Below are 24,419 nucleotides of genomic sequence, written 5' to 3'. Positions count from 1 at the left end.
TGTGCTCAAGGGTTTGGCGTCAGTGTTTTAGGGCCGCGGCCAGCAGGCGCGACGCGGTGATGACGCCGACCAACGCCTTGTCTTTGACCACCGCGATCAGCGGGCTGCGCAGCCGCGCCATCACGGCGGCCACCTCGATGATCGTGTCGTCCGCCTGCGCCCACGGCACATTGGTCAGGTGCTCGGGCAGCATGTCCCCGACCGTCTTGCCGCCCAACTTGTCCGCGGCGCGGTCGGCCACGGACTCGGTGAGCACGCCGGCCAGCGAGGGGTCGTCCTGGACGTATTTCGGCACGATGAACCGGACGACCTGGGAGGCCGGCAGCACCGCGAAGGGCTTTCCGGACCGGTCGGTGACGACGATCCCGGGCAGGCGGTGCTCGGCGAGCAGGCGGGCGGCATCGAGCGCGTCGGAGTCGACGGTGACGACCGGGAAGTCCTCGGCGAGTTCCGCGGCGCGCATAGTGCAGACAATACGTCGGGGCGCCCGGCCGCCCACCGGGCCGGCCGGGCACTGAGGGACCGGGGATCGGGCGGCCGCTGCGTAGACTGACGGGATGCTGGAACAGATCCGCGGGCCCGCCGATCTGCAACACCTTTCCCAGCAGCAGCTATGCGATCTGGCCGCCGAGATTCGCGAGTTCCTGATCCACAAGGTCGCCGCCACCGGGGGGCACCTGGGGCCCAACCTCGGCGTCGTCGAGCTGACGCTGGCGCTGCACCGGGTGTTCGACTCGCCGCACGACCCCATCCTCTTCGACACCGGCCACCAGGCGTACGTCCACAAGATGCTGACCGGCCGCAGCCACGACTTCGAGAGCCTGCGGAAAAAGGGCGGGCTGTCGGGGTACCCGTCGCGCGCCGAGAGCGACCACGACTGGGTGGAGTCCAGCCACGCCAGCGCGGCGTTGTCCTACGCGGACGGCCTGGCCAAGGCGTTCGAGCTGACCGGGCAGCGCAACCGGCACGTGGTCGCGGTGGTCGGCGACGGCGCCCTCACCGGCGGCATGTGCTGGGAGGCGCTGAACAACATCGCCGCGTCGCGCCGCCCGGTGATCATCGTGGTCAACGACAACGGCCGCAGCTACGCGCCGACCATCGGCGGCGTCGCCGACCACCTCGCGACGCTGCGGCTGCAGCCGGCCTACGAACACGTGCTGGAGAAGGGCCGCGACGCGGTGCGCTCGCTGCCGCTCATCGGCCAGCTCGCCTACCGCTTCATGCACAGCGTCAAGGCCGGTATCAAGGACTCGCTGTCGCCGCAGCTGCTGTTCACCGACCTCGGCCTGAAGTACGTCGGCCCGGTCGACGGCCACGACGAGCGCGCGGTGGAGGCCGCGCTGCGCCACGCCCGCGGCTTCGGGCGGCCGGTGATCGTGCACGTCGTCACCCGCAAGGGCATGGGCTACGCGCCGGCCGAGGACGACGAGGCCGAGCAGATGCATTCCTGCGGCGTGATCGACCCGGCGACCGGCCAGGCGACCAAGGTCGCCGGCCCGGGCTGGACGGCGACCTTCTCCGACGCGCTCATCGGCTACGGCAGGCGGCGCCGCGACATCGTCGCCATCACGGCGGCGATGCCCGGCCCGACCGGGCTGACGGCGTTCGGCCAGCAGTTCCCGGATCGCCTGTTCGACGTCGGCATCGCCGAGCAGCACGCGCTGACGTCGGCGGCCGGGCTGGCGATGGGCGGCATGCACCCGGTGGTCGCCATCTATTCGACGTTCCTCAACCGGGCCTTCGACCAGATCATGATGGACGTGGCGCTGCACCGGCTGCCCGTCACCATGGTGCTCGACCGGGCCGGCGTCACCGGTTCCGACGGCCCCAGCCACAACGGCATGTGGGACCTGTCGATGCTGAACATCGTGCCCGGCATCCGGGTGGCCGCGCCCCGCGACGCGACCCGGCTGCGCGAGGAACTCGGCGAGGCCCTCGACGTCGACGACGGCCCGACGGCGATCCGGTTCCCCAAAGGCGATGTGGGCGAAGACATCCCGGCCCTGGAGCGCCACTCGGGTGTCGACGTGCTCGCGGTGCCGGCACCCGGCTTGAACCACGACGTGCTGCTGGTCGGCGTCGGCGCGTTCGCGTCGATGGCGTTGGCGGTGGCCAAGCGGCTGCACAACCAGGGGATCGGGGTGACGGTGATCGACCCGCGCTGGGTGCTGCCGGTCTCCGACGGCGTCCTCGAACTGGCGGCGTGGCACAAGCTGGTCGTCACGTGCGAGGACAACGGCGTCAACGGCGGCGTGGGCTCGGCGGTGTCGGCCGCGCTGCGGCGCGCGGAGATCGACGTGCCCTGCCGCGACGTCGGGCTGCCGCAGGGGTTCTACGAGCACGCCTCGCGGGGCGAGGTGCTGGCCGACCAGGGGCTGACCGACCAGGATGTGGCGCGCCGCATCACCGGCTGGGTCGCGGCTTTGGGCAGCGGCGTCGCGGAGGCGGAGATCCGCGAGCACCTGGACTAACCGTCGTCGGCCGGCGGCTGCAGCGCCCGGGCCAAAACGGGGTCGACGAGCTCTCGCTGCCACGGCCGCGCGTGGCCGGCGCGCAGGAAACCGTCGACCGCCTCGAGCGCGTCGGGCGCGGTCTCCCAGTCCCAGCACAGGCGCCGCACCAGGTCGGGTGAGACCAGGTTCTCCGTGGGAACACCCACCCGCTGCGACACCTCCGACAGCCCGGCCCGCGACGCCTCCAGCCGCGCCGCGGCCTCCGGCTTCCGCCGGCTCCAGCGCGCCGGCGGTGGCGGCCCATTCGGCGCCTCGACCTCGTCCGGCGGATCCGTGCTGTGCCGGGCCGCCTCCAGCGCCGCGAACCAGACCTCGGCGCTGCGGCGCTGGTTGCGTCCCCCGAACACCGGCAGTTTGACGAGGCCCTCGACCGTCGTCGGATCGGTGAGGGCGGCGTCGATGATGGCCGAATCCGGCAGGACGCGGCGGGGCGCGATGTCGCGGCGCTGGGCGATGCGGTCGCGCGCCGCCCACAATTCGCGAACCGCGGCCAGGCCGCGCGGGTCACGCACCCGATGGATCCCCGACGTGCGCCGCCAGCGTTCCCGCCGCGCGGCCGGCGCCAGCTCGCCGCCGTCCTCTCCCGCCTTGAAGATCCGCAGATAGTCGAATTCCTGTGTGGCCCACTCCGTTTTGCCTTGCTCGGCGAGCACGCCCGAGATCGCGGCGCGCAGCTCGATCAGCAGCTCCACGTCCAGCGCCGCGTAGTTGAGCCAGTCGGCGGGCAGGGGGCGCTTGGACCAGTCGGCCGCGCCGTGGCCCTTGGCCAGCCCGAGGCCCAGGAGCCGCTCGACCATGGTCGCCAGGTTCACCCGGTCGAATCCGGCCAGCCGCCCGGCGAGCTCGGTGTCGTAGAGCGCCGGCGGGCGCATGCCGACCTCGGCCAGGCAGGGCAGGTCCTGGTCCGCGGAGTGCAGGATCCACTCGTCGGTGCCGAGCACCTCGGCGACGGGCCGCAGCGCCGTCAGCGGGTCGGCGCCGTGGCTGACCGGGTCGATGAGCACGGTGCCGGCGCCGGCCCGCCGGATCTGGATCAGGTAGGCCCGGTTGGAGTAGCGGAAACCCGACGCCCGCTCGGCGTCCACCGCGAACGGTCCGCGCCCGCGGGCCAGGAGCCGGGCGGCCGCCTCGATCTCGGGGACGGTCACGGAGAGATCGGGAATCCCGTCGGCCGGCTGGACCAGGGGGGTGGGTTCGGGTGGGGTGCTGCCGGGCCCAGGGGTCGCCGGTTCGCCCATGTCAGGCGCGGGACCGCGAGCTCAGATTGGTGACGCCGTCCGGCGGGAGACCCGCGGCGTGCTCCAGCACTTCGCAGAACGCCTCGACGTGGGCCCCGACCGCCGGGGTGGTCGCCGTCCACGACGCCCGCAGCTCGAGCTGGTGGGCCCGCGGCGGCCCGGAGATGTCGCCGTAGCGCACCGACGTGGTCGCGGTGACGGTGCCGCCCAGCGCGGTGACCTGCTGCAGGCGCGACTGCAGCGCATCGACCAGCCAGCTCCACGCGACCTCCGGCAGCAGGGGATCGACGGCCTCGCTGGGGTCCAGGTCGGCCTGGATGTAGGCCACCAGGCGGATGTTCCCGTCCCAGGCGTCGGCGCCGTCGGGGTCGTACAGCAGGATCAGGCGACCGAACGCCTCTTCGTTGGTCAAGCCCTCGGACCGTTCGGGGATGACGTCGAGGTCGGGGTGTTTGACCTCGGCCCCGAGCGCGTAGCTGTAGGGCGCCAGCCGCTGCGGCGGTCGGATCGGGCCCAGCTCGATCTCCGGCCGCACGGTGACGGCGTTCATCGCCGTCACCGCCTCGCGGAATGGGGCCGGTTCAGCTGAGGTCAACGGGGTCGCTCCTCTTCGTCGCTCCCGCTCCGCATCGTCGCGGGCGCGGGTCCCAAAACTCGACGGTAGACCCCTCGGCCGACAAGCGGGAACAGGCGCGCCGGATGGCGCACCCGTCGCGACCAAGCCGTTATCAGGCCTCATGGTGGCCGGTATCGAGCCTGCTCAGCCGCCGGTTTCCCCGGTAAATCGGGCCGGGCGTTTCTCGCGATGCGCGGCCAGGCCCTCCCGGACGTCGGGGCCGCCGAAGCTGACGAATTCCAGGCCCAGCGACGTCTCGAAGGCGGGCCCGAACATGCGGTACCAGTGGTTGAGGCTGTGCTTGGTCCAGCGGATCGCGTTCTGTGCGCCCTGCGCCAGGTTTTCGGCGATGCGGGTGGCGGTGGGCAGCACGTCGTCGTCGTCGACGCAGGTCGAGACCAGGCCGATGCGCTCGGCCTCCTCGCCGAGCAGGGTCTCGCAGGTGAGCAGGTAGTACTTGGCCTTGGCCATGCCGACCAGCAGCGGCCAGCAGATCGCGGCGTGGTCGCCGGCGGCGACCCCGAGTCGGGTGTGCCCGTCGATGAACCTCGCGGTCCGGCCCGCGACCGAGATGTCGGCCAGCAGCGCCACCACCAGGCCGGCGCCGACGGCCGGCCCCCGGATCGCCGAGACCACGGGCTTGTCGAAATTGACCATGTTGAGCACGAGATCGCGGGCCTCGCGCATGATGCGGATCCGGCCGTCGAAGTCGCCGATGGTTTCCTCGATCAGCTCGAAGCTGCCGCCGGAGGAAAAGGCCTTCCCCTCGCCGCGGACCAGCACGACCCGCACGTCGGGATCGCGGTCGATCACCGGCCAGACGTCGGCGAGGTCGCGGTGCATCTGCGGCCCGACGGAGTTCAGTCCCGGGGCGTCCAGAACCAGCGTCAGCACGCCGTTCTCACCGGGTTCGAAGCGAAGGCTGGGGAATTCGTCGTACGTGGCGGGCATCGGCGTCGATGTTACGCAATGTCGGCGCATGGCAGCATTGAGGCCGATGAAGACCCCCGACGTCCCCGCGCGCGCCCGTCGCGCGCTTCCCGAGTCGCCGTACCTGGCCGCCGTCACCGGGCGCAAGCCCGGCCGGGTGCCGGTGTGGTTCATGCGGCAGGCCGGCCGCTCGCTGCCCGAGTACCGGGCGCTGCGCGAACGGCACAGCATGCTGGCGGCGTGCTTGCGCCCCGAGGTGGCCTGCGAGATCACGCTGCAGCCGATCCGTCGCCACGGCGTCGACGCGGCGATCCTGTTCTCCGACATCGTGGTGCCGCTGCGCGCCGCGGGCGTCGAGCTGGACATCGTCGCGGACGTCGGGCCGGTGATCGCGCACCCGGTGCGCACCGATGCCGACGTCCACGCGATGAAACCCCTTGACCCGCAAGCGATTCAGCCCGTGTACGAGGCGGTGTCGCTGCTGGTTGCCGCGCTGGGCGACGTGCCGCTGATCGGTTTCGCCGGCGCGCCGTTCACGCTGGCGTCCTACCTCGTCGAGGGCGGTCCCAGCCGCAACCACGCCCGCACCAAGGCGATGATGCTGGCCGAGCCCGCCAGCTGGCACGCGCTGATGTCCAAGCTGACCGACCTGACCGTCGCGTTCCTGCGGGCCCAGGTCGACGCCGGGGTGGACGCCATCCAGGTGTTCGACTCGTGGGCGGGGACGCTGTCGCTGGCCGACTACCGCCACTACGTGCTGCCGCACAGCTCGCGGGTGTTCGCCGGCCTGGCGGAATGCGGCGTGCCCATGACGCATTTCGGGGTGGGGACCGCGGAGTTGCTCGGCGCCATGTCGCAGGCGGGGGCGACGGTGGTCGGCGTGGACTGGCGAACCTCCCTGACCGACGCCGCGACCCGCGTCCAACCCGGCACGGCGCTGCAGGGCAACCTCGATCCGGCGGTGCTGCTGGCGGGGTGGCCGGTGGCCGAACGCGCCGCGCGGGCCGTGGTCGACGACGGGCGCCGCGCCGTCGACGCGGGCGCGGCCGGCCACGTCTTCAACCTGGGCCACGGGGTGCTGCCGGAGACCGATCCCGGCGTGCTGACCGAGCTGGTGTCGCTGGTCCACTCGCTATGAGGCCCCGCTCGTATTGCGTTGTGGGCGGCGGGATCTCGGGGCTCACGGCGGCCTACCGGCTGCGCGCGGCGGCGGGTGAGGACGCGACGATCACGCTGTTCGAGCCCGCCGACCGGCTGGGCGGGATATTGCGCACCGAGCGGGTCGGCGGGCGGCCGATGGACCTGGGCGCCGAGGCGTTCGTGCTGCGCCGGCCCGAAATGCCGGCGCTGCTGGCCGAGCTGGGCCTGTCGGGGCGCCGGCTGTCCACCACCGGCGCCCGGCCGCTGATCTACAGCCGGGGGGACCTGCACCCGCTGCCGGCCGGCACGGTCGTCGGGATCCCGTCGTCGGCCGCCTCGGTCGCGGGGCTGGTCGACGAGGCGACGGTCGCGCGCATCGACGCCGAGCCCGCCCGGCCGTTGGAGTGGCGGCCCGGCGGCGATCCCGCGGTCGCCGAGCTGGTGGGCGACCGGTTCGGCGAGCAGGTCGTGGCCCGGTCGGTGGACCCGCTGCTGAGCGGGGTGTACGCGGGATCGGCGGCGACGATCGGCCTGCGCGCGGCGGCCCCCGGCGTGGCGGCGGCCCTCGACGGCGGCGCCGCCAGCCTGACCGACGCGGTCCGGCGGGCGCTGCCCCCGAACGCCGGCGGGCCGGTGTTCGGGGCGCTGGACGGCGGCTACCAGACGCTGATCGACGAGCTCGTCGAGCGCGGCCGGGTGCGGTGGGTTCGCGCGGCGGTGGAACGGCTGGAGCCGGGCTGGGAGCTGCACGACGACACCGGCGCCCGCTGGCACGCCGACGCGGTGGTCCTGGCCGTCCCGGCCCCACGGCTGGCCCGCCTGGTGCGCGAGGTCGCGCCGCGCAGCTCGGCCGCCGCCGGCCGGATCGCCAGCGCGTCGTCGGCGGTGGTGGCGCTCGCCGTGCCCGCCGGCACCCCGTTCCCGCAGTGCTCCGGCGTGCTGGTGGCCACCGGCGAGCCGCTGCGGGCCAAGGCGATTACGCTCTCATCGCGCAAGTGGGGCTCCCGCGGGGACACCCAGCAGCTGCGGCTGTCGTTCGGGCGGTTCGGCGACGACGTGGCCAAAAGCACTTCCGACGACGAGCTACTCGCCTGGGCGCTGGGCGACCTGGCCACCGTCTTCGGCGTTGCCGTCGGCCCGGTCGACGCCCGCGTCCAGCGCTGGATCGACGCCATGCCGCAGTACGGCCCCGGCCACGCCGACCTGGTCGCCGAGCTGCGCGCCGGCCTGCCGCCGGCCCTCGCCGTGGCCGGCAGCTACCTCGACGGCATCGGCGTGCCGGCGTGCGTCGGGGCGGCCGGACGAGCCGCCGAGGCCCTCAATGCGGAAGTGGCACGATAGGTTCCATGGCCAAACTCGATTACGACGCGCTCAACGCGACCCTTCGCTACCTGATGTTCTCGGTGTTCTCCGTGCGCCCCGGCGAGCTCGGCGACCAGCGCGACGCCGTCACCGACGACGCCGCGACCTTCTTCAAGCAGCAGGAGGAGCGCGGCGTTGTGGTGCGCGGCCTCTACGACGTCGCGGGCCTGCGCGCCGACGCCGACTTCATGATCTGGACCCACGCCGACCACGTCGAGGCGCTGCAGGCCACCTACGCGGACTTCCGGCGCACCACCACGCTGGGCCGGGCCTGCGCGCCGGTGTGGAGCAGCGTGGCGCTGCACCGCCCGGCCGAGTTCAACAAGAGCCACATCCCGGCGTTCCTGGCCGGCGAGGAGCCCGGCGCCTACATCTGCGTGTACCCGTTCGTGCGGTCCTACGAGTGGTACCTGCTGCCCGACGAGGAACGCCGCCGCATGCTCGCCGAGCACGGCATGGCCGCCCGCGAATACAAGGACGTCCGCGCCAACACGGTGCCGGCGTTCGCGCTGGGCGACTACGAATGGATCCTGGCGTTCGAGGCCCCCGAGCTGGACCGCATCGTCGACCTGATGCGCGAGCTGCGCGCCACCGACGCCCGCCGGCACACCCGCGCCGAGACGCCGTTCTTCACCGGGCCGCGGGTGCCGGTCGAGCAGCTGGTGAACTCGCTGCCATGAGCCATCCCGACGTCACCGACCCCACCCGTTTCGAGGAGATGTACCGCGACGAGCGGCTGTCCCACGGGCTGCCGGCCGCCACGCCGTGGGACATCGGCGGCCCGCAGCCGGTGGTCCAGCAGCTCGTCGCGCTGGGGGCGATCAAGGGCGAGGTGCTCGACCCGGGCACCGGGCCGGGGCACCACGCGATCTATTACGCCTCGAAGGGCTATTCGGCGACCGGCATCGACGGGTCGGCGGGCGCGCTGGAGCGGGCCCGGGAGAACGCGCAAAAGGCCGGGGTGTCGGTGAATTTCGAGCTGGCCGACGCCACCAAGCTGGAGGGATTCGACGACCGGTTCGACACCGTCGTCGACTGCGCCTTCTACCACACCTTCAGCACCGAACCCGAGATGCAGAAGGCGTACGCGCGGGCGCTGCGCCGGGCGACGAAGCCGGGGGCGCGGCTGTACATGTTCGAGTTCGGCGAGCACGACGTCAACGGCTTCAGGATGATGCGGTCGTTGTCCGAGGCCGACTTTCGCCAGGTGCTGCCGGACGCCGGCTGGGAGATCACCTACCTGGGCCCGACCACCTACCGGGTCAACCTGAGCGTCCAGACGATCGAGATGATGGCGGCCCGCAACCCCGACATGGCCGACCAGGCGCGGACGCTGCTGGACCGGTTCCGGGTCATGGAGCCGTGGCTTGTGGGCGGCCGGGTGCACGCCCCGTTCTGGGAGGTGCACGCCACCCGCGCGGACTGACGCCGCTCGTCGCGAAACTGTATTCCGCGACGCGTTTCTCGAGTAAAGCCGTCGCTGGTTACAGTCTCGCGCGTCCTAGGCAGGAACCAGCCGCAGCGAGATCGAGTTGATGCAGTAGCGCTGATCCGTCGGCGTCGGGTAGCCCTCGCCGGCGAAGACGTGGCCGAGGTGGCTGTGGCAATTCGCGCACAGCACCTCGGTGCGCGTCGTCCCCAGCGAATGGTCGGGGCGCAGGATCACCGCGTCGGAGTTGGCCGGGTCGAAGAACGACGGCCAGCCGCAGTGCGACTCGAATTTCTCTGTGCTGCGGAACAATTCGGCGCCGCAGGCCCGGCATTGGTAGACGCCTTCGGTTTTGGTGTCGGTGTACTCACCGGTGAAGGGCCGCTCGGTGCCGGCGCGACGCAGCACGTCGAACTCCTCACGCGTGAGTTTCCGGCGCCACTCGTCGTCGGTCAGTTGCACCTTCGGGGTCATGCGTCCACGCTAGCGCGCGGATCGATCCCGCCGTCCAGCCGGTTGTCCGCCTTGGCGTCTAAGTAGCGGAAGTACAGCACGCTGAACGCCACGATCAGCAGCAGCGACCAGCCGTAGGTGATCTTCAGGTATTGCAGCGCGCGGCCATACCTCATGTATCGGTAGATCAGCCAGTCGTCCAGCGTCAGGAAGCCGTAGATTCCCAGCCACGCCGGCCAGTTGCGGATCAGCGAGTTGGGCAGCACGACGGTCATCAGGAAGGGCAACAGCATCATCGAGTAGTAGCCCTGGGCCAGCGGCAGCACCAGCCACGACCACAGCAGCAGCACGCCCGACGAGCTGGTGAACCAGAACAGTGGGTCGCGCGTGCGGTAATAGCGGTACAGCAGCCACACGGCACCGGCGGCCAGCACCGTGAACAGAATCCGCAGGAAGACGATCAGCCAGGTGGGCAGGCCGAAGTACACGCCGTTGCCCTCGATCGAGCTGTTGAAGTAGTCCCGGACGCCCCCGATGTAGGGCAGCGTGCGGGTGACGAAGTCCATCGGATCGCTGACCAACGGCCACGCGGCGACGTTGATGACCGCGGGCACCACGAACGCCGGCACCAGCGCCCGCCACTGGCGGTTCAGCAGCGGCAGCAACAGCAGGGGCAGGAGCACGGGTTTGAGCGTGAGCGTTAGCCCGATGGCCACGCCCGCCCACCACTGTCGACTAACCCGGCCGTCCAGCAGCCACCGCAAGAACAGCACCTCGGCCAGCAGGACGCAGCCGTTGATGTTGGTGAAGACGAGCGTGCTGGTCACCGTCTCCGTGCAGAACATGGCCAGCAGCAGGGCGGGCGCGGCCACCGAGGACAGCGTGAACTTGAACAGCCGCAGCAGCAGGTACCAGGCGATCAGGATGGCCACGGTGTTGATCAGGATGAACAGATAGCGCGACGGCGCGAACGGCAGGTACCCGAAGGGCGCCATCAACAGCGTGCCGCCGGGTGGGTAGAGGTAGTGCGGGTCGACGTAGTCGAAGTGCTCGTTGTAGATGTCCCAGCCGTGCCGGAAGTTCAGGACCGCGCGGTAGACGGGTTTGAAATCGTCGGTGATGTTGCCGTTGAGCGTGAGCACGATGCTGCGGTGCAACACCGACATGATGGCCACCGGCCACAACGCCGACCGCAGTATCGTCGCCGCGCTGGGTGCGCCGGCGCGGGGACGAAACAAGTCAGCTGCCGTCACCAGCGCACCGTACACCGATGGAGTGCCCCAACAATCAGGCGGGACAGTAGGTGTCGGTCCCCGGCAGCTTGCCGCTGTTGAGGTAGCCGATCAGCGGCGGGACCGCGCACGGCGAGTAGATGCTGGCGCCGTGGCCGATGCCCTGCCACATCACCCGCTTGCTGGCCGCGTTGGCGTTGATGATGGTGGCCGCCGTCTGAGCCACCCCCTCGCTGCCGACGATCGGGTCGTTCTGCACGCCCGCCAACAGGACGTCGATCTTGAGGTTCTTCGGCGGCGCCGGCGGCGAAACCGTGGGCCAGTGCACGCATTTGACCAAGTTCAGCGCGGCGACGGTGCCGAATTGGGGATACAGCTTGCCCCATGCCACGACGAGTTCGCGGACCCGGTCCGGGGTCGGGCGGTTGATCGCGTCGCTGCAGGAGTTGATGAACTGGCCGTCGGAGTCGCCGACGGCGTAGGCGTGGTTGATCAAGCTGTTCAACTGGCTGGCGTCGCCGGAGCGGGCGGCCGCCAGCGCGTTGGCCAGGGCGGTGGTGGCGTCGACACGGCCGCCGGCCGGAAAGCCCAACGCGACGGTGATGGCGTTGGCGACCGCGGCCACCGGTGAGCCGCCGGGGCCCTTCCCGGCGCGGGCGTCGGCCAGCAGCGCGCTGACGGCGCCCTTCGGATCGGGACCCAGCGCGCAGTTGACCGCGACGCACTGGGCGGCGAACGCGTCGAGCGCGGCCTGCTGGCCCTTGACCTGTTGCTCGGCGGCCGCCTCGGCGTTGACGCCCAGGGCGACCGGGGAGTCGAGGATCAGCCGGGCGACCCGGTCGGGCCGCGACGCGGCGTAGGCCAGCGCCACCTGGGCGCCGTTGCCGATCCCGACCAGGGCGACCGCCGGCACGTCCCAGAGGCTGCGCAGCCGCTCGATGTCGGAGGCGGCATGCGAATTGTCGTAGGCGGTGGCTCCCGGCGCGATGGCGTCGGTGCAGTTGGTGGTGGCGGTGTTCGAGATGTCGGAGAGGTTGGCCACCGGGTCGTCGCCGGGCTGGAACTGCGCCTGGTCGCGCATCGCTTGACGGTCGAGTTGATCCCGGCAGTCGATGGGGCTCGACATGCCCATGCCGCGCCGGTCGACGGCGACGACGGGATGGGTCTGCAGCACGTCGGCGCCCGCCTGCGAAAGCCACACCGGCAGCTGCGTCGACGACGGCAGGTCGGAGCCGGTGGTGAAGACGAGCGGGCCCGCGTCGCGCGGCGTCTGACTCGAGCGCGCGCGGACCACGCCGATGCTCAGCGTCCCGGACCCGCCGTTCACCGGGTCGAGGTCGGTGTCGTAGTTCGCGCAATCCAGCTGCACGCCGGGCGCGGCCGGGACGGCGGCGTCGCTGAAGGCCTTCGACGTGCAGTCATGCCACGACAGGTCGTTCTTGGGCGCGGCGATCGGCGGCGGGCCGCTGGCCGGGGGCTTCGTCGTGGCCACCCCTTGCGGCCGCGCGCCGGAATTGGTGGCGAAGCGCGGGTCGGCCCCCAGGCCCGGGACGCAGCCGGCCACCGCCGCGGTGACGATGACGGCCAACGGGACCAGGACCGTCGCGGAGGCGATCTGCCGACTCATGCCGACCACAGTAGCTATGCCTTCAGGTAGCGGGTGTACAAGTAACCGGCGCCGTCGGTCAGGGTGTGGGCGCAGCGCATCCGGGTGAGCACCTGACCCGGGCCCGTCGCGATGCGTCGCGCCAGGCCGCCGACGAGGTAGGGCGCGATCGTCAGGCACAGCTCGTCGAGCATGTCGCGCTCGACGAACGACCCGAGCAGCATCGGCCCGCCCTCGGTCAGAATGCGGCGCATCCCGCGGGCCGCCAGGGCGTCCAGCAGGACGGCCTCGTCGACCTTGCCGGCGTCGCCGCCGGAGCAGTCGACCACCTCGCAAAGGTCGCCGAGCACGCTGCGCGTCTCGTCGGCCGCCGCCGTGCAGGTGAGCACCAGGGGCGGCACCTCGGTCCGGGTGAACACCGCCATGTCCCGGTCGAGGCGGCCCGACTTGGTGACGATCGCCAACGGCGGGACCTCGCTCTGCCCGCCGGCCTGGCGCCGCTGCCGCTCGGCGACGGCCGGGTGCGCCCCGGAATACCCCTCGATGCGCACCGTGCCCGCGCCGACCACGATGACGTCGGCGAGTTCGCGCAGCAGGTTGAAGACGAGGCGGTCGCCGGGCCCGCCCATCGCGCCGCTGGTGCCGTCGGCGGTGGCGCCGCCGTCCACGCTGGTGATGAAGTTCGCCCGCACCCACGGCCCGTCGCGTTTCGGGTAGCCGTAGAGCCGCAGGAGTTCGCCGTCGTCGAGTTCGCGCATCGACCCGAGCAGCGTCAGCGGCGTCTCGGCCCCGCCGGCGTCAGAGAGCGGCATGGGCTTGATTGCAGCACGCCGCTACAGTTCCCGCATGCACGGGTCCGCTTCCGGCCCGTACGACGCCGACGGCCGCCGGAATCAACCAAGCTCGCGGACCATGACGTAGTCGTTTTCGCGGCCGGTGCCCACCTGAAAGGTCCTGGTGCCGTTAACCGTGAATCCGTTCTTGGCGTAAAAGCGTTGTGCGCGTTGATTTTTCTGGTTGACGCCCAGCCACACGCGGCGCACGCCCCATTCCTCGGCGGTGGCCAGCGCGAGGTCCATCAGCGCGGTCGACACCCCGGCGCCGTGGTGGTCGGGCAGCAGGTACATCTTTGACAGCTCCGCGGTGTCGTCGTCGGCGCCGCGAATGATCATGGCGTAACCGATGATTCGGCCGCCCTGTGCCGCGGTGACGATCGCGTGTCGCGGATCGGCCAGATACTCGGCGAAGCGTTCGGCCGACAGGTTGGCGGCGATGAACGACGCGATGTTCCCCGGGGCCGCCGAGGGCGGGCATGCCAGCGGAAAGGTGCGCGCGGCGACGGCAGCCAGCTCGTCGGCGTCGACCGAACCCGTCGTGGCGGTGCGTACGGTGAGCGACCGGGTTCTCAGAGGTTCCACTGCGCGAGGTGCACGCCCGTCTTCTTGTCCAGCAGGACGACGGTCGAGACCGGATCGCGGTAGGCGTCCCAATACACCCCGCCGCGCACGATCGCCCCGTTCGGCGCGTTGCCGAGCACGCTGTCCAGCGCGTCGGGCGCATCGGAGGCCCGCGGCTTGTAGGCGTCGGCGAACGGGGTTACCCCGTCGAAGCTGAACTCGGTCGCCATGATGTACGGGTTGGGCACCCGGATCGCGCGGACCGTCACGTCGGCGCGGTTAGGGGTGCTGCCGGGGAAGCTTTTGATCGGAACGCCGCTGCGGGTGTAGCCGAATCCGGGCGGCGGGTCGCAGGGGGCGACGCTGCTGACGGTGACGTCCGCGATGTAGGTGCCGGTGTCCACCCGCAGGGTGTCGCCGATGTGGCCGATCGGCGCGTCCCCGGCCCACGCGCGCGGCGCGGACACAGCAACACCGACGGCGGTGACGCTCGCCACGGCGACGAGAAAGATGGACAGGACGATCAGCCAACGGTGCATCTTTGCCACGTCTTCGCCTCCTAGGCACCCTTGAACGGGACCCTCGCATGATGCCACATGGGGTAATGCGAAGGGGAGGGGTTCGACGCAGCTGGTCAGCCGTCCTCCGGCGCCGGTTCATCGACGCCCCTGCCGCCGCTCAGCGATTCGAGCGCGGCGATCAGATCGGCCTCGACGCGGTCCTTGTCGACGCCGGACCGGTGCAGGGGTCCGGCGCCGTCCTCGAGTTCGAGCAACGCCAGCAGCATGTGTTCGGTGCCGATGTAGTTGTGGCCGAGCCGAAGCGCCTCGCGGAAGGTCAGCTCGAGCGCCTTGCGCGCGGGCCCGCTGAACGGGATGAGCGCAAGCGACGTGGCGCCGGCCGGGGGCAGCTCGACGGACGCACGCAGAACGGCGATGTCGACGTCCTGCCGATGAAGCAACACGGTGGCCAGCGCGCCCGGATCGCTGAGCACCCCGAGCAACAGGTGGTCGGGCGTGATCTCGGCGTTGGCGGCGTCGTGCGCGGCGTTCTGGGCGACGACCACGGCGTTGCGGGCTCGCGGTGTGAAGCGGCTGAAGGGGCCCTGCTCGGAATCGAGCGCGCCGGCCTCGGCCCGCGGGACGAACCGCTTTTGGGCGGCCTGCTTGGTGACGCCCATGCTCTTGCCGATGTCGGTCCAGGACGCCCCCGAGCGGCGGGCCTGATCGACGAAGTGCCCGATCAGGTGGTCGGCGACCTCGCCCAGGTGCTCGGCGGCCAGCACGGCGTCGGCGAGTTGGTCCAGCACGTCGTTGTGGACCTGTTTGATGGCGTTGATCAATTCGTCGAGGCGGACGGGATAGGCGATGGGCGTCGGCTGGGACATGCCGTCAACGGTAGGTTGACGATTAGACGCTGTCAACCGTTGGTTGACGCTCGCATCATCTCGCATTATGGGGATGCGGGCTGGTCGCCGGTCTGCGACGATCGGGAAGCCGTGAAACCGCCACTCGTGACGCTGATCAGCCTTGCCGCCCTGCTCGGCATGGCGGTGCCCGCGCGCGCCGACAGCAACGACGACGCATTCCTCGCGTCGCTCCAGGCGGCCGGCATCACCTACCCCGACGCGGGCAGGGTCATCACGGCCGGCAAATGGGTGTGCCAGGCGGTGGGGCAGGGCACGCAGATGGCGGACGTTGTCAAGACGATCCAGGCCCAGAACTCCGGACTGCACGGGGACAACGCCGCCAGGTTCACCGCGATTGCCGCCAACGTGTACTGCCCCACGGCCCTGTCGGCCCACGGCGTCAAGACCGACGCCGGCCCGTAGGCCTTTGTCATGCCCGTCGATCCGGGACCGCTGACCGGGGCCGCCGCGGTCCGGACGTGGCATCTGGACCTGGTCTCCGCGGCGGCGATCGTGCTGGCGGCCGCCGCGTACGCCTGGTGCTACCGGCGCGGCCGAAACGCCGAGCAACCGGTCGGACCCGCGCAGGCCTGGTGCTTCGCGGTGGGCATCGCGGTGTGGGCCCTGGCCACGGCAAGCGCGATCGGCGCGTACGCCTACGCCCTGTTTTGGGTGCGGGCACTGCAGGTGTTGCTGCTGCTGTACGTCGTGCCGTTCTTCCTCGCGCAGGGCAGGCCGCTCACCGCCGCCCGCGACGCGCTGGGCCCCACCGGGCGCGATCGCATCGACCGGGTGTTGGCGACCCGGGTCGCCCGGGTGTTCGCGCACCCGTCGACCACGTCGCTGGCGATGCTCGGCACGCCGTGGCTGCTCTACCTGACGCCCTGGTACACCGCGTCCCTGGACAGCGAATGGATCGGCGCGCCCACTCGAATCCTGTTGGTAGCGCTGGGTTTCGGCTATTTCTACGCCCGGCTGCAAGCGGACCCCGTTCCCCGCAAGTACCCGCAGCTGATCTCGCTGCTGATCACCGTCGCCGAGGCCCTCGGCGACGGCGTCCTGTGGCTGGTCATCTGGCAGGGTTCGTTGATAGGCGCCGCGTATTACGCGGCGTTGCACCGATCGTGGGGCCCGGATCAGCGGCTCGATCAGACGATCGGCGCCGGGGTCCTATGGATCCTCGGGGACGTCGTCGGGTGGCCGTTCGTGCTGTTGTTGATGCGGGCGCTGTCCCGCGACGAGAGGGCACAGGCGGTCCAGGTCGACGCCGAGTTGGACGCGGCGGAAGCGGCCGAGGGTGAAAGCGCCGCGCCGTCAGGACTGTGGTGGGAGACCGACCCGCAACTGCGTGAGCGATTCCGCCGATGAAATTCGTCCTGGCCGGCTACGGAAGTCGGGGCGATGTCGAGCCGTGCGCCGCTGTGGGCCGGGAGCTGCGGCGCCGGGGCCACGACGTGCGCATGGCGGTCCCGCCCGACAAGCTCGGTTTCGTCGAGTCGGCCGGGCTTGCCGCGGTCGCCTACGGACCGGACACGCGGGAGCGGATAGACGCGGCCCAGGAATTCGTTCGCAACGTTCGAAACCCGATCGGCGCGTTGCCCGAAGCCGTGGAGCATCTGACCCGGACCTGGATGGACAAAAGCGCCACGCTGACGTCGCTGGCACAGGGTGCCGACCTGCTCGTGGCGGGCATCAACGAGCAGAAGCTCGCCGCCAATGTCGCGGAGTATCACGGCATTCCGCTGGCCGCTCTGCACTTCTTCCCGGCGCGGATCCTGTCGACCGGGCTGCTCTATTCGGCGACGACAGCGGGGGTCGCCAACGCCCAGCGCCGTGCGCTCGGTTTGCCGGAGGCGGCCGAGTCCTCGTCGCAACCGGGCGCGTTGGAGATTCAGGCCTACGACGAGATCTGCTTGCCCGGGCCGGCCGGCCACTGGGTGGAATCGAATGGCCGACGGCCCTTCGTCGGCGCGCTGACGCTCGAGTCGCCCACGGGTGTCGACGACGAGGTGTTGTCGTGGATCGCCGCGGGGGAGCCGCCGATCTGCTTCGGCCTGGGCAGCACACCGATCTCGTCTCCCGCTGACACGGTCGCCATGATCGGAGCGGCCTGTGCGCAGTTGGGCGTGCGGGCGCTGGTGTGCAGCGGTCCCAATGATTTCACCACGATTCCGCATCTCGACCACGTCAAGGTCGTGGAGGCGGTGAACCATGCCGCGGTCCTTCCCGCGTGCCGCGCTGTGGTCCACCACGGGGGAGCGGGCGCGACTGCCGCGGGCCTGCGGGCGGGGATCCCCACGCTGGTCCTTTGGCTCTGGCTCGATCAGCCGATGTGGGCGGCCGCCGTCGAGCGGCTGGGAGTCGGCTTCGGGCGTCAGTTGGTGGCGACCACCCCGGAATCGCTGGCCGCGGACCTGGGCTCCGTCCTGGCTCCGCGGTGCGTCGCTTCGGCCCGTGAGGTTGCCGCGCGAATGACCAAATCCGCCGAAAGCCTCGCCAAGGCAGCCGATCTCCTGGAAGACGCGGCGGCCCGCGGCTAATGTGATGGAGGCAGCCGGGCCTGTTCATGCGGCAGCAAATGCCGCCGCCCTCGTGGTGTGCTTGCTTGGATGGGCAGCGCCTCCCTGTGGAGGCAGAAATGCAGTGCGCGATACTGGGATTGAACCAGTGACCTCTTCCGTGTCAGGGAAGCGCTCTCCCGCTGAGCTAATCGCGCTGGGGGTTCAAAACTGGAGGTGGAGACGGGAATCGAACCCGTGTGCACGGCTTTGCAGGCCGTTGCCTCACCACTCGGCCACTCCACCGCTGGGATTGATGCCACTTGCACCTTCGAGCGGATGACGGGATTCGAACCCGCGACCCTCACCTTGGCAAGGTGATGCGCTACCAACTGCGCTACATCCGCGCGCAACGGACGAGATCGTCGCCCGGTGCGAAGGACGACGATAGTCCACGTGAACGGGCGCGCACAAATCTCTTGATGAGTTGCGGCTCTAGGCTAGCGCGTGCCCTGTTGCGGCGCATGCGGCCCGTCCTGGGACGCCCGCCTCGTGCTAGTCTTCGACCTCGTTCGCCTCTCGGCGCCGGTCCCGTGGCTCAGTGGAAGAGCGTCCGCTTCACACGCGGAAGGTCGCTGGTTCGATCCCAGCCGGGACCACCGACACCTTGCACGTCACGCGCAGGTCAGTAACTTTGGCGGGGCCGGCCATCGCTGGCGATTGCATTAATCCGCTAAAAATCCGCCGCAGCTCGATCTTCCGCTCGGCTGGCGGAAGGTCCTTCGGAGGAACCGCACTGCACCCGACATGCGGCCCACCGGTGCGGAGGACCAGAAACGTCGAGTCAGGTCTTGGCGTGCAGCGTATTCTTCTAGATCGCCGCACCCAAGTGCGAGATACGCGGGCCGCAGGAGCTCAACCAACGGCCGACGACAAACATCCGACGGTCACCCACCCAGACCCAGTCAGGGTAGCGTCGTCGACCTCATCAGCGCGCCGGGGACGTTTGCGCGGCACAGGGGGTGGTGGTCGCTGCGCCCATTTCCCCGCGCTGGCCGGCAGTGGAAACCCGATTGCGGTGAGTTCGTCGTGCGCGGTGTAGCGGTCGACGCCATACCGCTTGGCATACGCCCGCACGGCGGCCCGGGCTCCGGAGCGAACCCACTGTCGCGCGGAGTCAGGGCGGGCCGGCTTGCGCATTCGATGGCGGCGCGGCTGCATGTTCGATCCCAGGATTGTGGTGGCCGGCAAGCGGCAGCGACGATCACGACGCGGCGAAGTGGCTACGACGTTACTGGAACCTCGGCAAGGTGGGGACCGATCATGTCCGCGAGTCGCTGTCCGACTCCGATCCGTGGACCCTTACCCCGCGACATTTGGTGGCGGACGTTCCAACCTGCCTTTGCCGTAAGGCAATTGGGTATGCGACTACAGGCCAGAGACGGGTTGTCCGTTCCAGAGAAGGTTGATGGGTAGGGCCATTAACCGGTCGCCGAACGGCAGTGCGCGGGTACCGGTGTAGAAGACAACGCCGGTGATGAACTGGTCGCCGAGTCGATCGCGCGCGAATGACAGGTGTCGGAAGTCGTGGATGTTCACTGTTGCCGAGGCTTTGACCTCGACACCCACGACGCGACCGTCTGGTGTCTGGAGGATGCAGTCGATTTCTCGTCCGTCTCGGTCGCGAAAGTGATACAAGTCAACCTCGATATCGGCCGCCGCACGTAGCTTCATCAGCTCGTTGATCACGAACGTTTCCATGATCGGGCCCGCGCCCTCCGCGGTTGGCCTGGCCAGAGAGTCGACGCTTTGCCCGCGTAACCAGGCCGCGAAACCACTGTCGACGACGTGGATCTTGGACCGCTTTTTGATCTTCGCGGTCAGATTCTGAGACCAGGCCGTCAGGCGATGCACCAAATAGACCGTCTCGAACAACGCGAGATCCGAGCGGATCGTCCCCGCGTCGACCCCCATGACCCGCGCCGCTTCGGCTACGTTCAACTCCTGCGCGGTGATAGCGGCGAGGTAGCGCATGAACCGAGGCAGGCGCTCCAGATGCTCGATTTGCTTCAGCTCACGCACGTCGCGCTGCGTCACCGTGCGTAGATAGTCCGAGAACCACCGGCTGCGAGCGCGACCCGCGGGCCGCTGTACCACTTCCGGAAAGCCACCGGTGCAGGCCAGCTGCAGATACTCATGCCGCGTGACGGGCGCGGCCTCGATGCCCAGGACCGCTTGGGGTTCGGTGAGCAGTTGCGCAATGATCTCCGGCCGAACACCTGCTCGCTCGGCAACAGACAGCGGCCACAGGTCAAGGATTGCGACCCGCCCGGCTAGTGACTCCGACAATGTCGGTACCGTCAGGAATCGGGTCGACCCCGACAGAAAGAACTGTCCGGGCTGGCGGTCACGATCGGTCACCATCTTGATCGCCAGGATCAACGGATCCCCGGCGCGCTGGACCTCGTCCAGGAACGTCGGGCGCGGCGCGGACATGACATACCCCTCGGGATCGGCTCGCGCGGACGCGCGCTCGACGTCAACATCCAACGAACGCAGCCACCCATCTAGCTCGGCGTGTAGCTGTTCGAGCAGTGTCGTCTTACCAGCCTGCCGTGGACCATTGATGAGTACGACACGGGTGTACTCTGCAACCTCCCGCAACTGTTCTAACATGTGCCGCTCAATCAGCTCGTGACCAGCACCATCTAACATCACGGTCGAGATGGTACTCCTGTTTTGTCGATCATATAATCCTGATTTGTCGGTCTACTTATCCTGTTTTGTCGGCAAATGGATCTTGTCTTATCACTACCGTGATCCTGAGTTGCCGACCATCGTCCGGCTTGTAGCTGCTCGGCCAGGTGACCACCGCTGCTTGGGGCTGGCCGTCGTGTGGCGGACGCAGCGTACCGGCTGTTAGGCGAGCCGTGAGCACGGCGCCCCGTCGGGTCATCGTTATACGTGACAGCCCGATGGTGCACCGTGTCGGGCCCGCGGTTCGCGTCGAATCGGTCCGCCGTCAGTCTCAGAACCGGCGACTCAACGACCGCTTGCTGGTCCAGCTGGTCCTGCCTGGCCAGCGCGAACGGGTTTGTCCCGCAATCTTTTCCGGTTACCGCACCGACAGGATCACTTCGCAGCGGCAATAGCCTTCTTTGCGGTCGCCTCTGAGCTGTGTGCCGAGATACGCGGTAGTAGCGTTATCACTGGCCTTGGGGAAGGGGTAGCGATGCTCGCCGATATTGCATTGCTGGCCCCTGGGCGCGTCGGCGCGAGGCCGCGGGCGAAGCGATGCAGCTGCGCTACATAAGCATCCCGGCGCTGATCGCCGAAGCCGGCGGCGACCCCTGGGCGATCAACGAAAGCCTGCAATCCGGACGCCCGGCGCAGATTTCCGATCTCGCCGAGGCATTTCATGCCGCGGGTCGCTGCACCGCCGAGTCCGGCGCGGCCTTCGAGGAGGCCCGTCGCCGCTTTGCGGCGTCGTGGAATCACGAGAACGGCGAGCACCCGATCAATGACTCCGCCGAAGTGCGGCGGACGACCCAAGCGCTGGGCGCGCAGTCGTTGCAGCTGCCCAAGATCGGCGTCGACCTGGAGAACATCGCGGCCGCCCTGGCGGAGGCGCAACGCACCGGCGCGGGGCTGATCTCGACCCTGGAAAGTCAACTGCAGCAACTCGACAACGAAATCGGCCAGGCGGTGCAACTGGAGAAGAACGGCCACCTCGGCGCGGACGACAGATCGGCGCTCGACGCGCTCATCCGGACCTGCGAAGACGACGCCATCCGGGACGCCAAATCAGCGCTGGGCCAGCTGCGGTCGATACGCGCCGGCTACTCCGGCTACCTGAACACGTCGCTGACCACGCTGCGCACCGACGGCTACGACCCGGCGGCCATCCAGGCGCTGGACGCGCCGGAATCGCCGCCGAAACCCCAAGAGCCGGTTCAGCTTCCGTCGCCGGGGGCCAGCACTGAGGACGTCAACCGGTGGTGGAAGACGCTGAGCCCGGAGCAACAACGGCAACTGATCGCCAGCCATCCCCCGGAGTTGGGGAACCTCAACGGCATTCCGGTCGACGCTCGCGGCGAGGTCAACAGGGCCGTGATGAACGACGACCTTCATCGCGTGGAGGACCTCGCCCAGCGGAGCGGCGTGTCCGTCAACGACGTGCTGAGCGATCCCGGCAAGTACGGGCTGTCCGCCTCGGCGGTCACCCGCTACACCAACGCCTGCCGCGCCCGGGACGGCCTGGCCAAGTCCGCGCAGGCCGTCGACAAGTGGCCTGACAACCACCCGCCCGTGTTTTTGCTGAGGTACGAGCCCGAGGCGTTCGGCGGCGAGGGGGCCGCGGCCATCGCGATCGGTAACCCCGACACGGCGGCCAACACCGCGGTGCTGGTGAAGGGGCTGGGGTCGGGCGTGCGGGAGGGCACGCTGGCCAACCCCGACGGCGTGCGCCTGTACGAGGAGTCCGCCCGCGCCGATTGGGGCAAGGAGACCGCGGTGGTGATGTGGGTGGGCTACGACGCCCCCAACACCTGGCACGACCCGGGCCTGTGGGAGCCGAACATGGCGCGCACCGGTGGCCAGTTGTTGGCCGCCGACGTGAACGCGTTGGCGGTCACCCACGACGGCGCCCCGACGCACATGACGGTGGTCGGCCACTCCTACGGATCGACCGTCGTGTCGGACGCGTCGGCGGCGTATGGGATGCGCACCGACGACGTGGTGCTGGTCGGCTCGCCGGGCACCGATTTGGCGCATTCGGCGGCCGACTTCCATCTGTCGCCCGGTGGGCACCTTTTCGTCGGGGCGGCCTCGGGTGACGCGGTCACCTGGTCACCCGGTCAGGTGAGGGGGCCCGGCCTGATCGGTCCGAGCCTCGCGGGGCTCGGCGACGACCCCGCCGTGGAGGGCTACGGCTCCACCCGGTTCAGGGCCGAAAACCCCGAGTACACCGCGAATCCCATCTACGACCACTCCCACTACTTCGACAAGGGCTCGGAGTCGTTGTTCAGCATCTCCGACGTGGTCTCCAGCCATGGCGATGCCCTGCAACACGACGGCATGACCGCGAGCCATCGCGGTGCATACGGTGTGGGTGAATGGTTTGACCCCGAAGCCCTGCGGCTGGGGACCGCCGGCCACGTTCACAGCGGACCGGCCGGCTAGCGCCATCGCGACGGTGAAAGGAAGTGACGAGTGTGGAACCTGTCGTTACGGATCGCCGCGGCGGCGGTGAGCGTCGGCCTGGCGCTGTCCGGGTGTGCTGAGGTGCGCCACCCGATCTCGCCGCAACAGGCCCGCGCCCAGGTCGTCGACGCCGCCCGCGACATCGTCAACGCCGTGCATGGCCAGGTGACCGAGGCGACGTTCAGTTACGAATCGTGTAACGATCAGGGAGAGCCGCCATTTCGCGGGGCCGCGAAGGTCTCGTTCTGGGTGGCCGGGGTCCCGCACAATGGACCCGCCGATCCTCAAGCGGTGATCAAGGCGCTCGTCGCCGACGGTTGGAGCACCGACTCCGACTTCACATCCCACTCGCCCACCCTGCGCAAGGGCGGCGTCAACATCATCCTCACGGTGCCCCCGCGTCCGCCCGCGGGAATCCCACTCAAGGGCCACGCGTGGGTCGACGTCGACGGCGAATGCCGCGACACGTCCGACCACCGGACCGACGGCTCGATAGTTCCGGTCGACATCGCCAACGAAATCCAGCAGCGCTGACTCAAGGACGGTGAATGATGGCAGGCAATCACGAGGCGACACCGCACAGCGGCCCGCGCCCACCCGAAGGCGATTGGCTCGGCACCCCGTACCTGAGGCTCGAGCGCCAGGGACCGATCGCGGTGTGCACCATCGACCGCCCGGACGTGCAAAACGCCATGACGCCCGCGATGTACTTCGGAATCCGTTGCGCAGTAGGACGTCTCAACGAGGATCCGGATCTGGCCGGACTGCTGATCACCGGAACCGGCGACGTCTTCGCGCCCGGGGGCGACATGGGCGGCGGGGGAGGCGCCGACGACTGGATCACCTTCGGCTCGGCGCTGGGCATGGACGTCACGCCGTTCGACGCGGTGCGGACCTCGGCCAAGCCCGTGGTCTCCGCGGTCAATGGGCTGTGCCAGGGCGGCGGCATGCAGATCGCGTTGTGCAGCGACCTGTCCGTGGTGAGCGAGCGGGCGACCTTCCGGGTGCCCGAGCTGTTCCGCGGCTACGCCGACACCTACTACAGCCAGATGCTCGCCCGCCTGATCGGGCCGGTGCGCACCCGCGACCTCATGTTCACCGGCCGGGTGCTGACCGCGGCCGAGGCCCTCGACTGGGGTTTGGTCACCCGTGTGGTGCCCCACGACAGCCTGCTCACCGCGGCGAAAGACGCACTGGCGCAGGCCTGCCGGACCGCGCCCCGCGCCCGCGGCGTCATCAAGTCCAGCATCGACGGCTACCTCGGCCTCTATGACCGCATCGGCATGACCGCCAGCCTGTCCGACGCCGAGGCCAGGGAGGGCTTCCGCGCGTTCAAGGAGCGGCGCTCGCCCGACTGGGTGCACCCGCAACTGCGCGTCGAGGGGCGCCTGTAGG

At 69.8% G+C, this 24,419-nt stretch carries 23 protein-coding genes and 4 tRNA genes; 12 read left to right on the top strand and 15 right to left on the bottom strand.

The window, feature by feature from the left end:
• Positions 1-19: 19 nt before the first annotated feature.
• A complete protein-coding gene (locus tag G6N25_RS01040) occupies positions 20-463 on the bottom strand; it encodes a CBS domain-containing protein (RefSeq protein WP_083072658.1) in 444 nt (147 codons plus the stop codon).
• A gap of 94 nt (positions 464-557) precedes the next feature.
• Between G6N25_RS01040 and dxs the strand changes: the two genes are divergently transcribed.
• Positions 558-2,471 (top strand): 1-deoxy-D-xylulose-5-phosphate synthase, encoded by a 1,914-nt coding sequence (dxs, locus tag G6N25_RS01035; protein ID WP_083072657.1) that lies wholly within the window; start codon positions 558-560, stop codon positions 2,469-2,471.
• Here dxs and G6N25_RS01030 read toward each other — a convergent pair.
• The 3 genes from G6N25_RS01030 to G6N25_RS01020 form a co-directional block, all read right to left on the bottom strand.
• On the bottom strand, positions 2,468-3,751 hold the full coding sequence (locus G6N25_RS01030; protein WP_083072656.1) for an HRDC domain-containing protein: 1,284 nt from the start codon (positions 3,749-3,751) through the stop codon (positions 2,468-2,470). The genes dxs and G6N25_RS01030 overlap by 4 nt on opposite strands.
• 1 nt (position 3,752) lies before the next feature.
• On the bottom strand, positions 3,753-4,346 hold the full coding sequence (locus tag G6N25_RS01025; protein ID WP_232065671.1) for a DUF3000 domain-containing protein: 594 nt from the start codon (positions 4,344-4,346) through the stop codon (positions 3,753-3,755).
• Positions 4,347-4,511: 165 nt separating this feature from the next.
• A complete protein-coding gene (locus G6N25_RS01020) occupies positions 4,512-5,318 on the bottom strand; it encodes an enoyl-CoA hydratase/isomerase family protein (protein WP_083072655.1) in 807 nt (268 codons plus the stop codon).
• Between the two features lie 46 nt (positions 5,319-5,364).
• Between G6N25_RS01020 and hemE the strand changes: the two genes are divergently transcribed.
• From hemE to G6N25_RS01000, 4 genes are read left to right on the top strand one after another with little or no spacing between them, the layout of a single operon-like run.
• Positions 5,365-6,435, top strand: a complete 1,071-nt coding sequence (hemE, locus tag G6N25_RS01015; RefSeq protein ID WP_083072654.1) for a uroporphyrinogen decarboxylase — start codon at positions 5,365-5,367, stop codon at positions 6,433-6,435.
• Positions 6,432-7,778 (top strand): protoporphyrinogen oxidase, encoded by a 1,347-nt coding sequence (locus G6N25_RS01010; RefSeq protein ID WP_083072653.1) that lies wholly within the window; start codon positions 6,432-6,434, stop codon positions 7,776-7,778. Before hemE ends, G6N25_RS01010 begins: the two co-directional genes overlap by 4 nt.
• 5 nt (positions 7,779-7,783) lie before the next feature.
• Entirely contained in the window at positions 7,784-8,479 is a 696-nt protein-coding gene (gene hemQ, locus G6N25_RS01005) for a hydrogen peroxide-dependent heme synthase (RefSeq protein WP_083072652.1), read from the top strand.
• The gene (locus G6N25_RS01000) at positions 8,476-9,225 is read left to right on the top strand and encodes a class I SAM-dependent methyltransferase (RefSeq protein WP_083072651.1); all 750 of its coding nucleotides are present in this window, start codon (positions 8,476-8,478) and stop codon (positions 9,223-9,225) included. The genes hemQ and G6N25_RS01000 overlap by 4 nt, the downstream gene beginning before the upstream one ends.
• A gap of 75 nt (positions 9,226-9,300) precedes the next feature.
• On the opposite strand, the gene msrB is transcribed toward G6N25_RS01000, so the two are convergent.
• The 7 genes from msrB to G6N25_RS00965 form a co-directional block, all read right to left on the bottom strand.
• Entirely contained in the window at positions 9,301-9,702 is a 402-nt protein-coding gene (gene msrB, locus G6N25_RS00995; RefSeq protein ID WP_083072650.1) for a peptide-methionine (R)-S-oxide reductase MsrB, read from the bottom strand.
• The gene (gene aftC, locus G6N25_RS00990) at positions 9,699-10,949 is read right to left on the bottom strand and encodes an arabinofuranan 3-O-arabinosyltransferase (RefSeq protein ID WP_083072649.1); all 1,251 of its coding nucleotides are present in this window, start codon (positions 10,947-10,949) and stop codon (positions 9,699-9,701) included. Before aftC ends, msrB begins: the two co-directional genes overlap by 4 nt.
• 19 nt (positions 10,950-10,968) lie before the next feature.
• Positions 10,969-12,558 (bottom strand): alpha/beta hydrolase, encoded by a 1,590-nt coding sequence (locus tag G6N25_RS00985; protein WP_142272501.1) that lies wholly within the window; start codon positions 12,556-12,558, stop codon positions 10,969-10,971.
• Positions 12,555-13,331, bottom strand: a complete 777-nt coding sequence (locus G6N25_RS00980) for a pyrimidine reductase family protein (RefSeq protein ID WP_083072647.1) — start codon at positions 13,329-13,331, stop codon at positions 12,555-12,557. The genes G6N25_RS00985 and G6N25_RS00980 overlap by 4 nt, the downstream gene beginning before the upstream one ends.
• Positions 13,332-13,412: 81 nt before the next feature.
• The gene (locus G6N25_RS00975) at positions 13,413-13,937 is read right to left on the bottom strand and encodes a GNAT family N-acetyltransferase (protein WP_142272488.1); all 525 of its coding nucleotides are present in this window, start codon (positions 13,935-13,937) and stop codon (positions 13,413-13,415) included.
• Complete coding sequence (locus tag G6N25_RS00970) at positions 13,925-14,455, bottom strand: hypothetical protein (RefSeq protein ID WP_083072862.1); 531 nt, start codon at positions 14,453-14,455, stop codon at positions 13,925-13,927. The genes G6N25_RS00975 and G6N25_RS00970 overlap by 13 nt, the downstream gene beginning before the upstream one ends.
• Positions 14,456-14,550: 95 nt before the next feature.
• On the bottom strand, positions 14,551-15,303 hold the full coding sequence (locus G6N25_RS00965; RefSeq protein WP_083072646.1) for a Clp protease N-terminal domain-containing protein: 753 nt from the start codon (positions 15,301-15,303) through the stop codon (positions 14,551-14,553).
• Between the two features lie 159 nt (positions 15,304-15,462).
• Between G6N25_RS00965 and G6N25_RS00960 the strand changes: the two genes are divergently transcribed.
• From G6N25_RS00960 to G6N25_RS00950, 3 genes are read left to right on the top strand one after another with little or no spacing between them, the layout of a single operon-like run.
• On the top strand, positions 15,463-15,747 hold the full coding sequence (locus G6N25_RS00960; RefSeq protein ID WP_083072860.1) for a DUF732 domain-containing protein: 285 nt from the start codon (positions 15,463-15,465) through the stop codon (positions 15,745-15,747).
• Between the two features lie 9 nt (positions 15,748-15,756).
• Positions 15,757-16,692 carry a cytochrome c oxidase assembly protein gene (locus G6N25_RS00955; protein ID WP_083072645.1) on the top strand — a complete coding sequence of 312 codons (936 nt, stop codon included), beginning with the start codon at positions 15,757-15,759 and terminating at the stop codon, positions 16,690-16,692.
• Positions 16,689-17,864 carry a glycosyltransferase gene (locus tag G6N25_RS00950; RefSeq protein ID WP_083072644.1) on the top strand — a complete coding sequence of 392 codons (1,176 nt, stop codon included), beginning with the start codon at positions 16,689-16,691 and terminating at the stop codon, positions 17,862-17,864. Before G6N25_RS00955 ends, G6N25_RS00950 begins: the two co-directional genes overlap by 4 nt.
• Positions 17,865-17,968: 104 nt before the next feature.
• On the opposite strand, the gene G6N25_RS00945 is transcribed toward G6N25_RS00950, so the two are convergent.
• The 3 genes from G6N25_RS00945 to G6N25_RS00935 all read right to left on the bottom strand — a co-directional run bounded on the left by G6N25_RS00945 (position 17,969) and on the right by G6N25_RS00935 (position 18,229).
• Positions 17,969-18,040, bottom strand: a tRNA-Val gene (locus tag G6N25_RS00945).
• 14 nt (positions 18,041-18,054) lie between these two features.
• Positions 18,055-18,128 (bottom strand) — tRNA-Cys (locus G6N25_RS00940).
• 28 nt (positions 18,129-18,156) lie between these two features.
• Positions 18,157-18,229, bottom strand: a tRNA-Gly gene (locus tag G6N25_RS00935).
• Between the two features lie 180 nt (positions 18,230-18,409).
• Between G6N25_RS00935 and G6N25_RS00930 the strand changes: the two genes are divergently transcribed.
• A tRNA-Val gene (locus G6N25_RS00930) sits at positions 18,410-18,481 on the top strand.
• A gap of 769 nt (positions 18,482-19,250) precedes the next feature.
• Here G6N25_RS00930 and G6N25_RS00925 read toward each other — a convergent pair.
• Positions 19,251-20,540: an ATP-binding protein gene (locus tag G6N25_RS00925; protein WP_083072643.1), complete on the bottom strand. Its 1,290-nt coding sequence runs from the start codon at positions 20,538-20,540 to the stop codon at positions 19,251-19,253.
• Between the two features lie 576 nt (positions 20,541-21,116).
• Between G6N25_RS00925 and G6N25_RS00920 the strand changes: the two genes are divergently transcribed.
• From G6N25_RS00920 to G6N25_RS00910, 3 genes are read left to right on the top strand one after another with little or no spacing between them, the layout of a single operon-like run.
• A complete protein-coding gene (locus tag G6N25_RS00920; RefSeq protein ID WP_083072642.1) occupies positions 21,117-23,003 on the top strand; it encodes a putative alpha/beta hydrolase in 1,887 nt (628 codons plus the stop codon).
• Between the two features lie 30 nt (positions 23,004-23,033).
• Positions 23,034-23,558: a hypothetical protein gene (locus G6N25_RS00915; protein WP_179961638.1), complete on the top strand. Its 525-nt coding sequence runs from the start codon at positions 23,034-23,036 to the stop codon at positions 23,556-23,558.
• A 17-nt stretch (positions 23,559-23,575) separates the two neighbouring features.
• Complete coding sequence (locus G6N25_RS00910; RefSeq protein ID WP_083072856.1) at positions 23,576-24,418, top strand: enoyl-CoA hydratase/isomerase family protein; 843 nt, start codon at positions 23,576-23,578, stop codon at positions 24,416-24,418.
• Position 24,419 lies beyond the last annotated feature (1 nt).

The sequence above is a fragment of the Mycobacterium heidelbergense genome (assembly GCF_010730745.1).
Lineage (GTDB): Bacteria > Actinomycetota > Actinomycetes > Mycobacteriales > Mycobacteriaceae > Mycobacterium > Mycobacterium heidelbergense.
The sequence above is the reverse complement of the archived record's forward strand: the minus strand, read 5'-3'. Positions and strand labels throughout refer to the sequence as shown.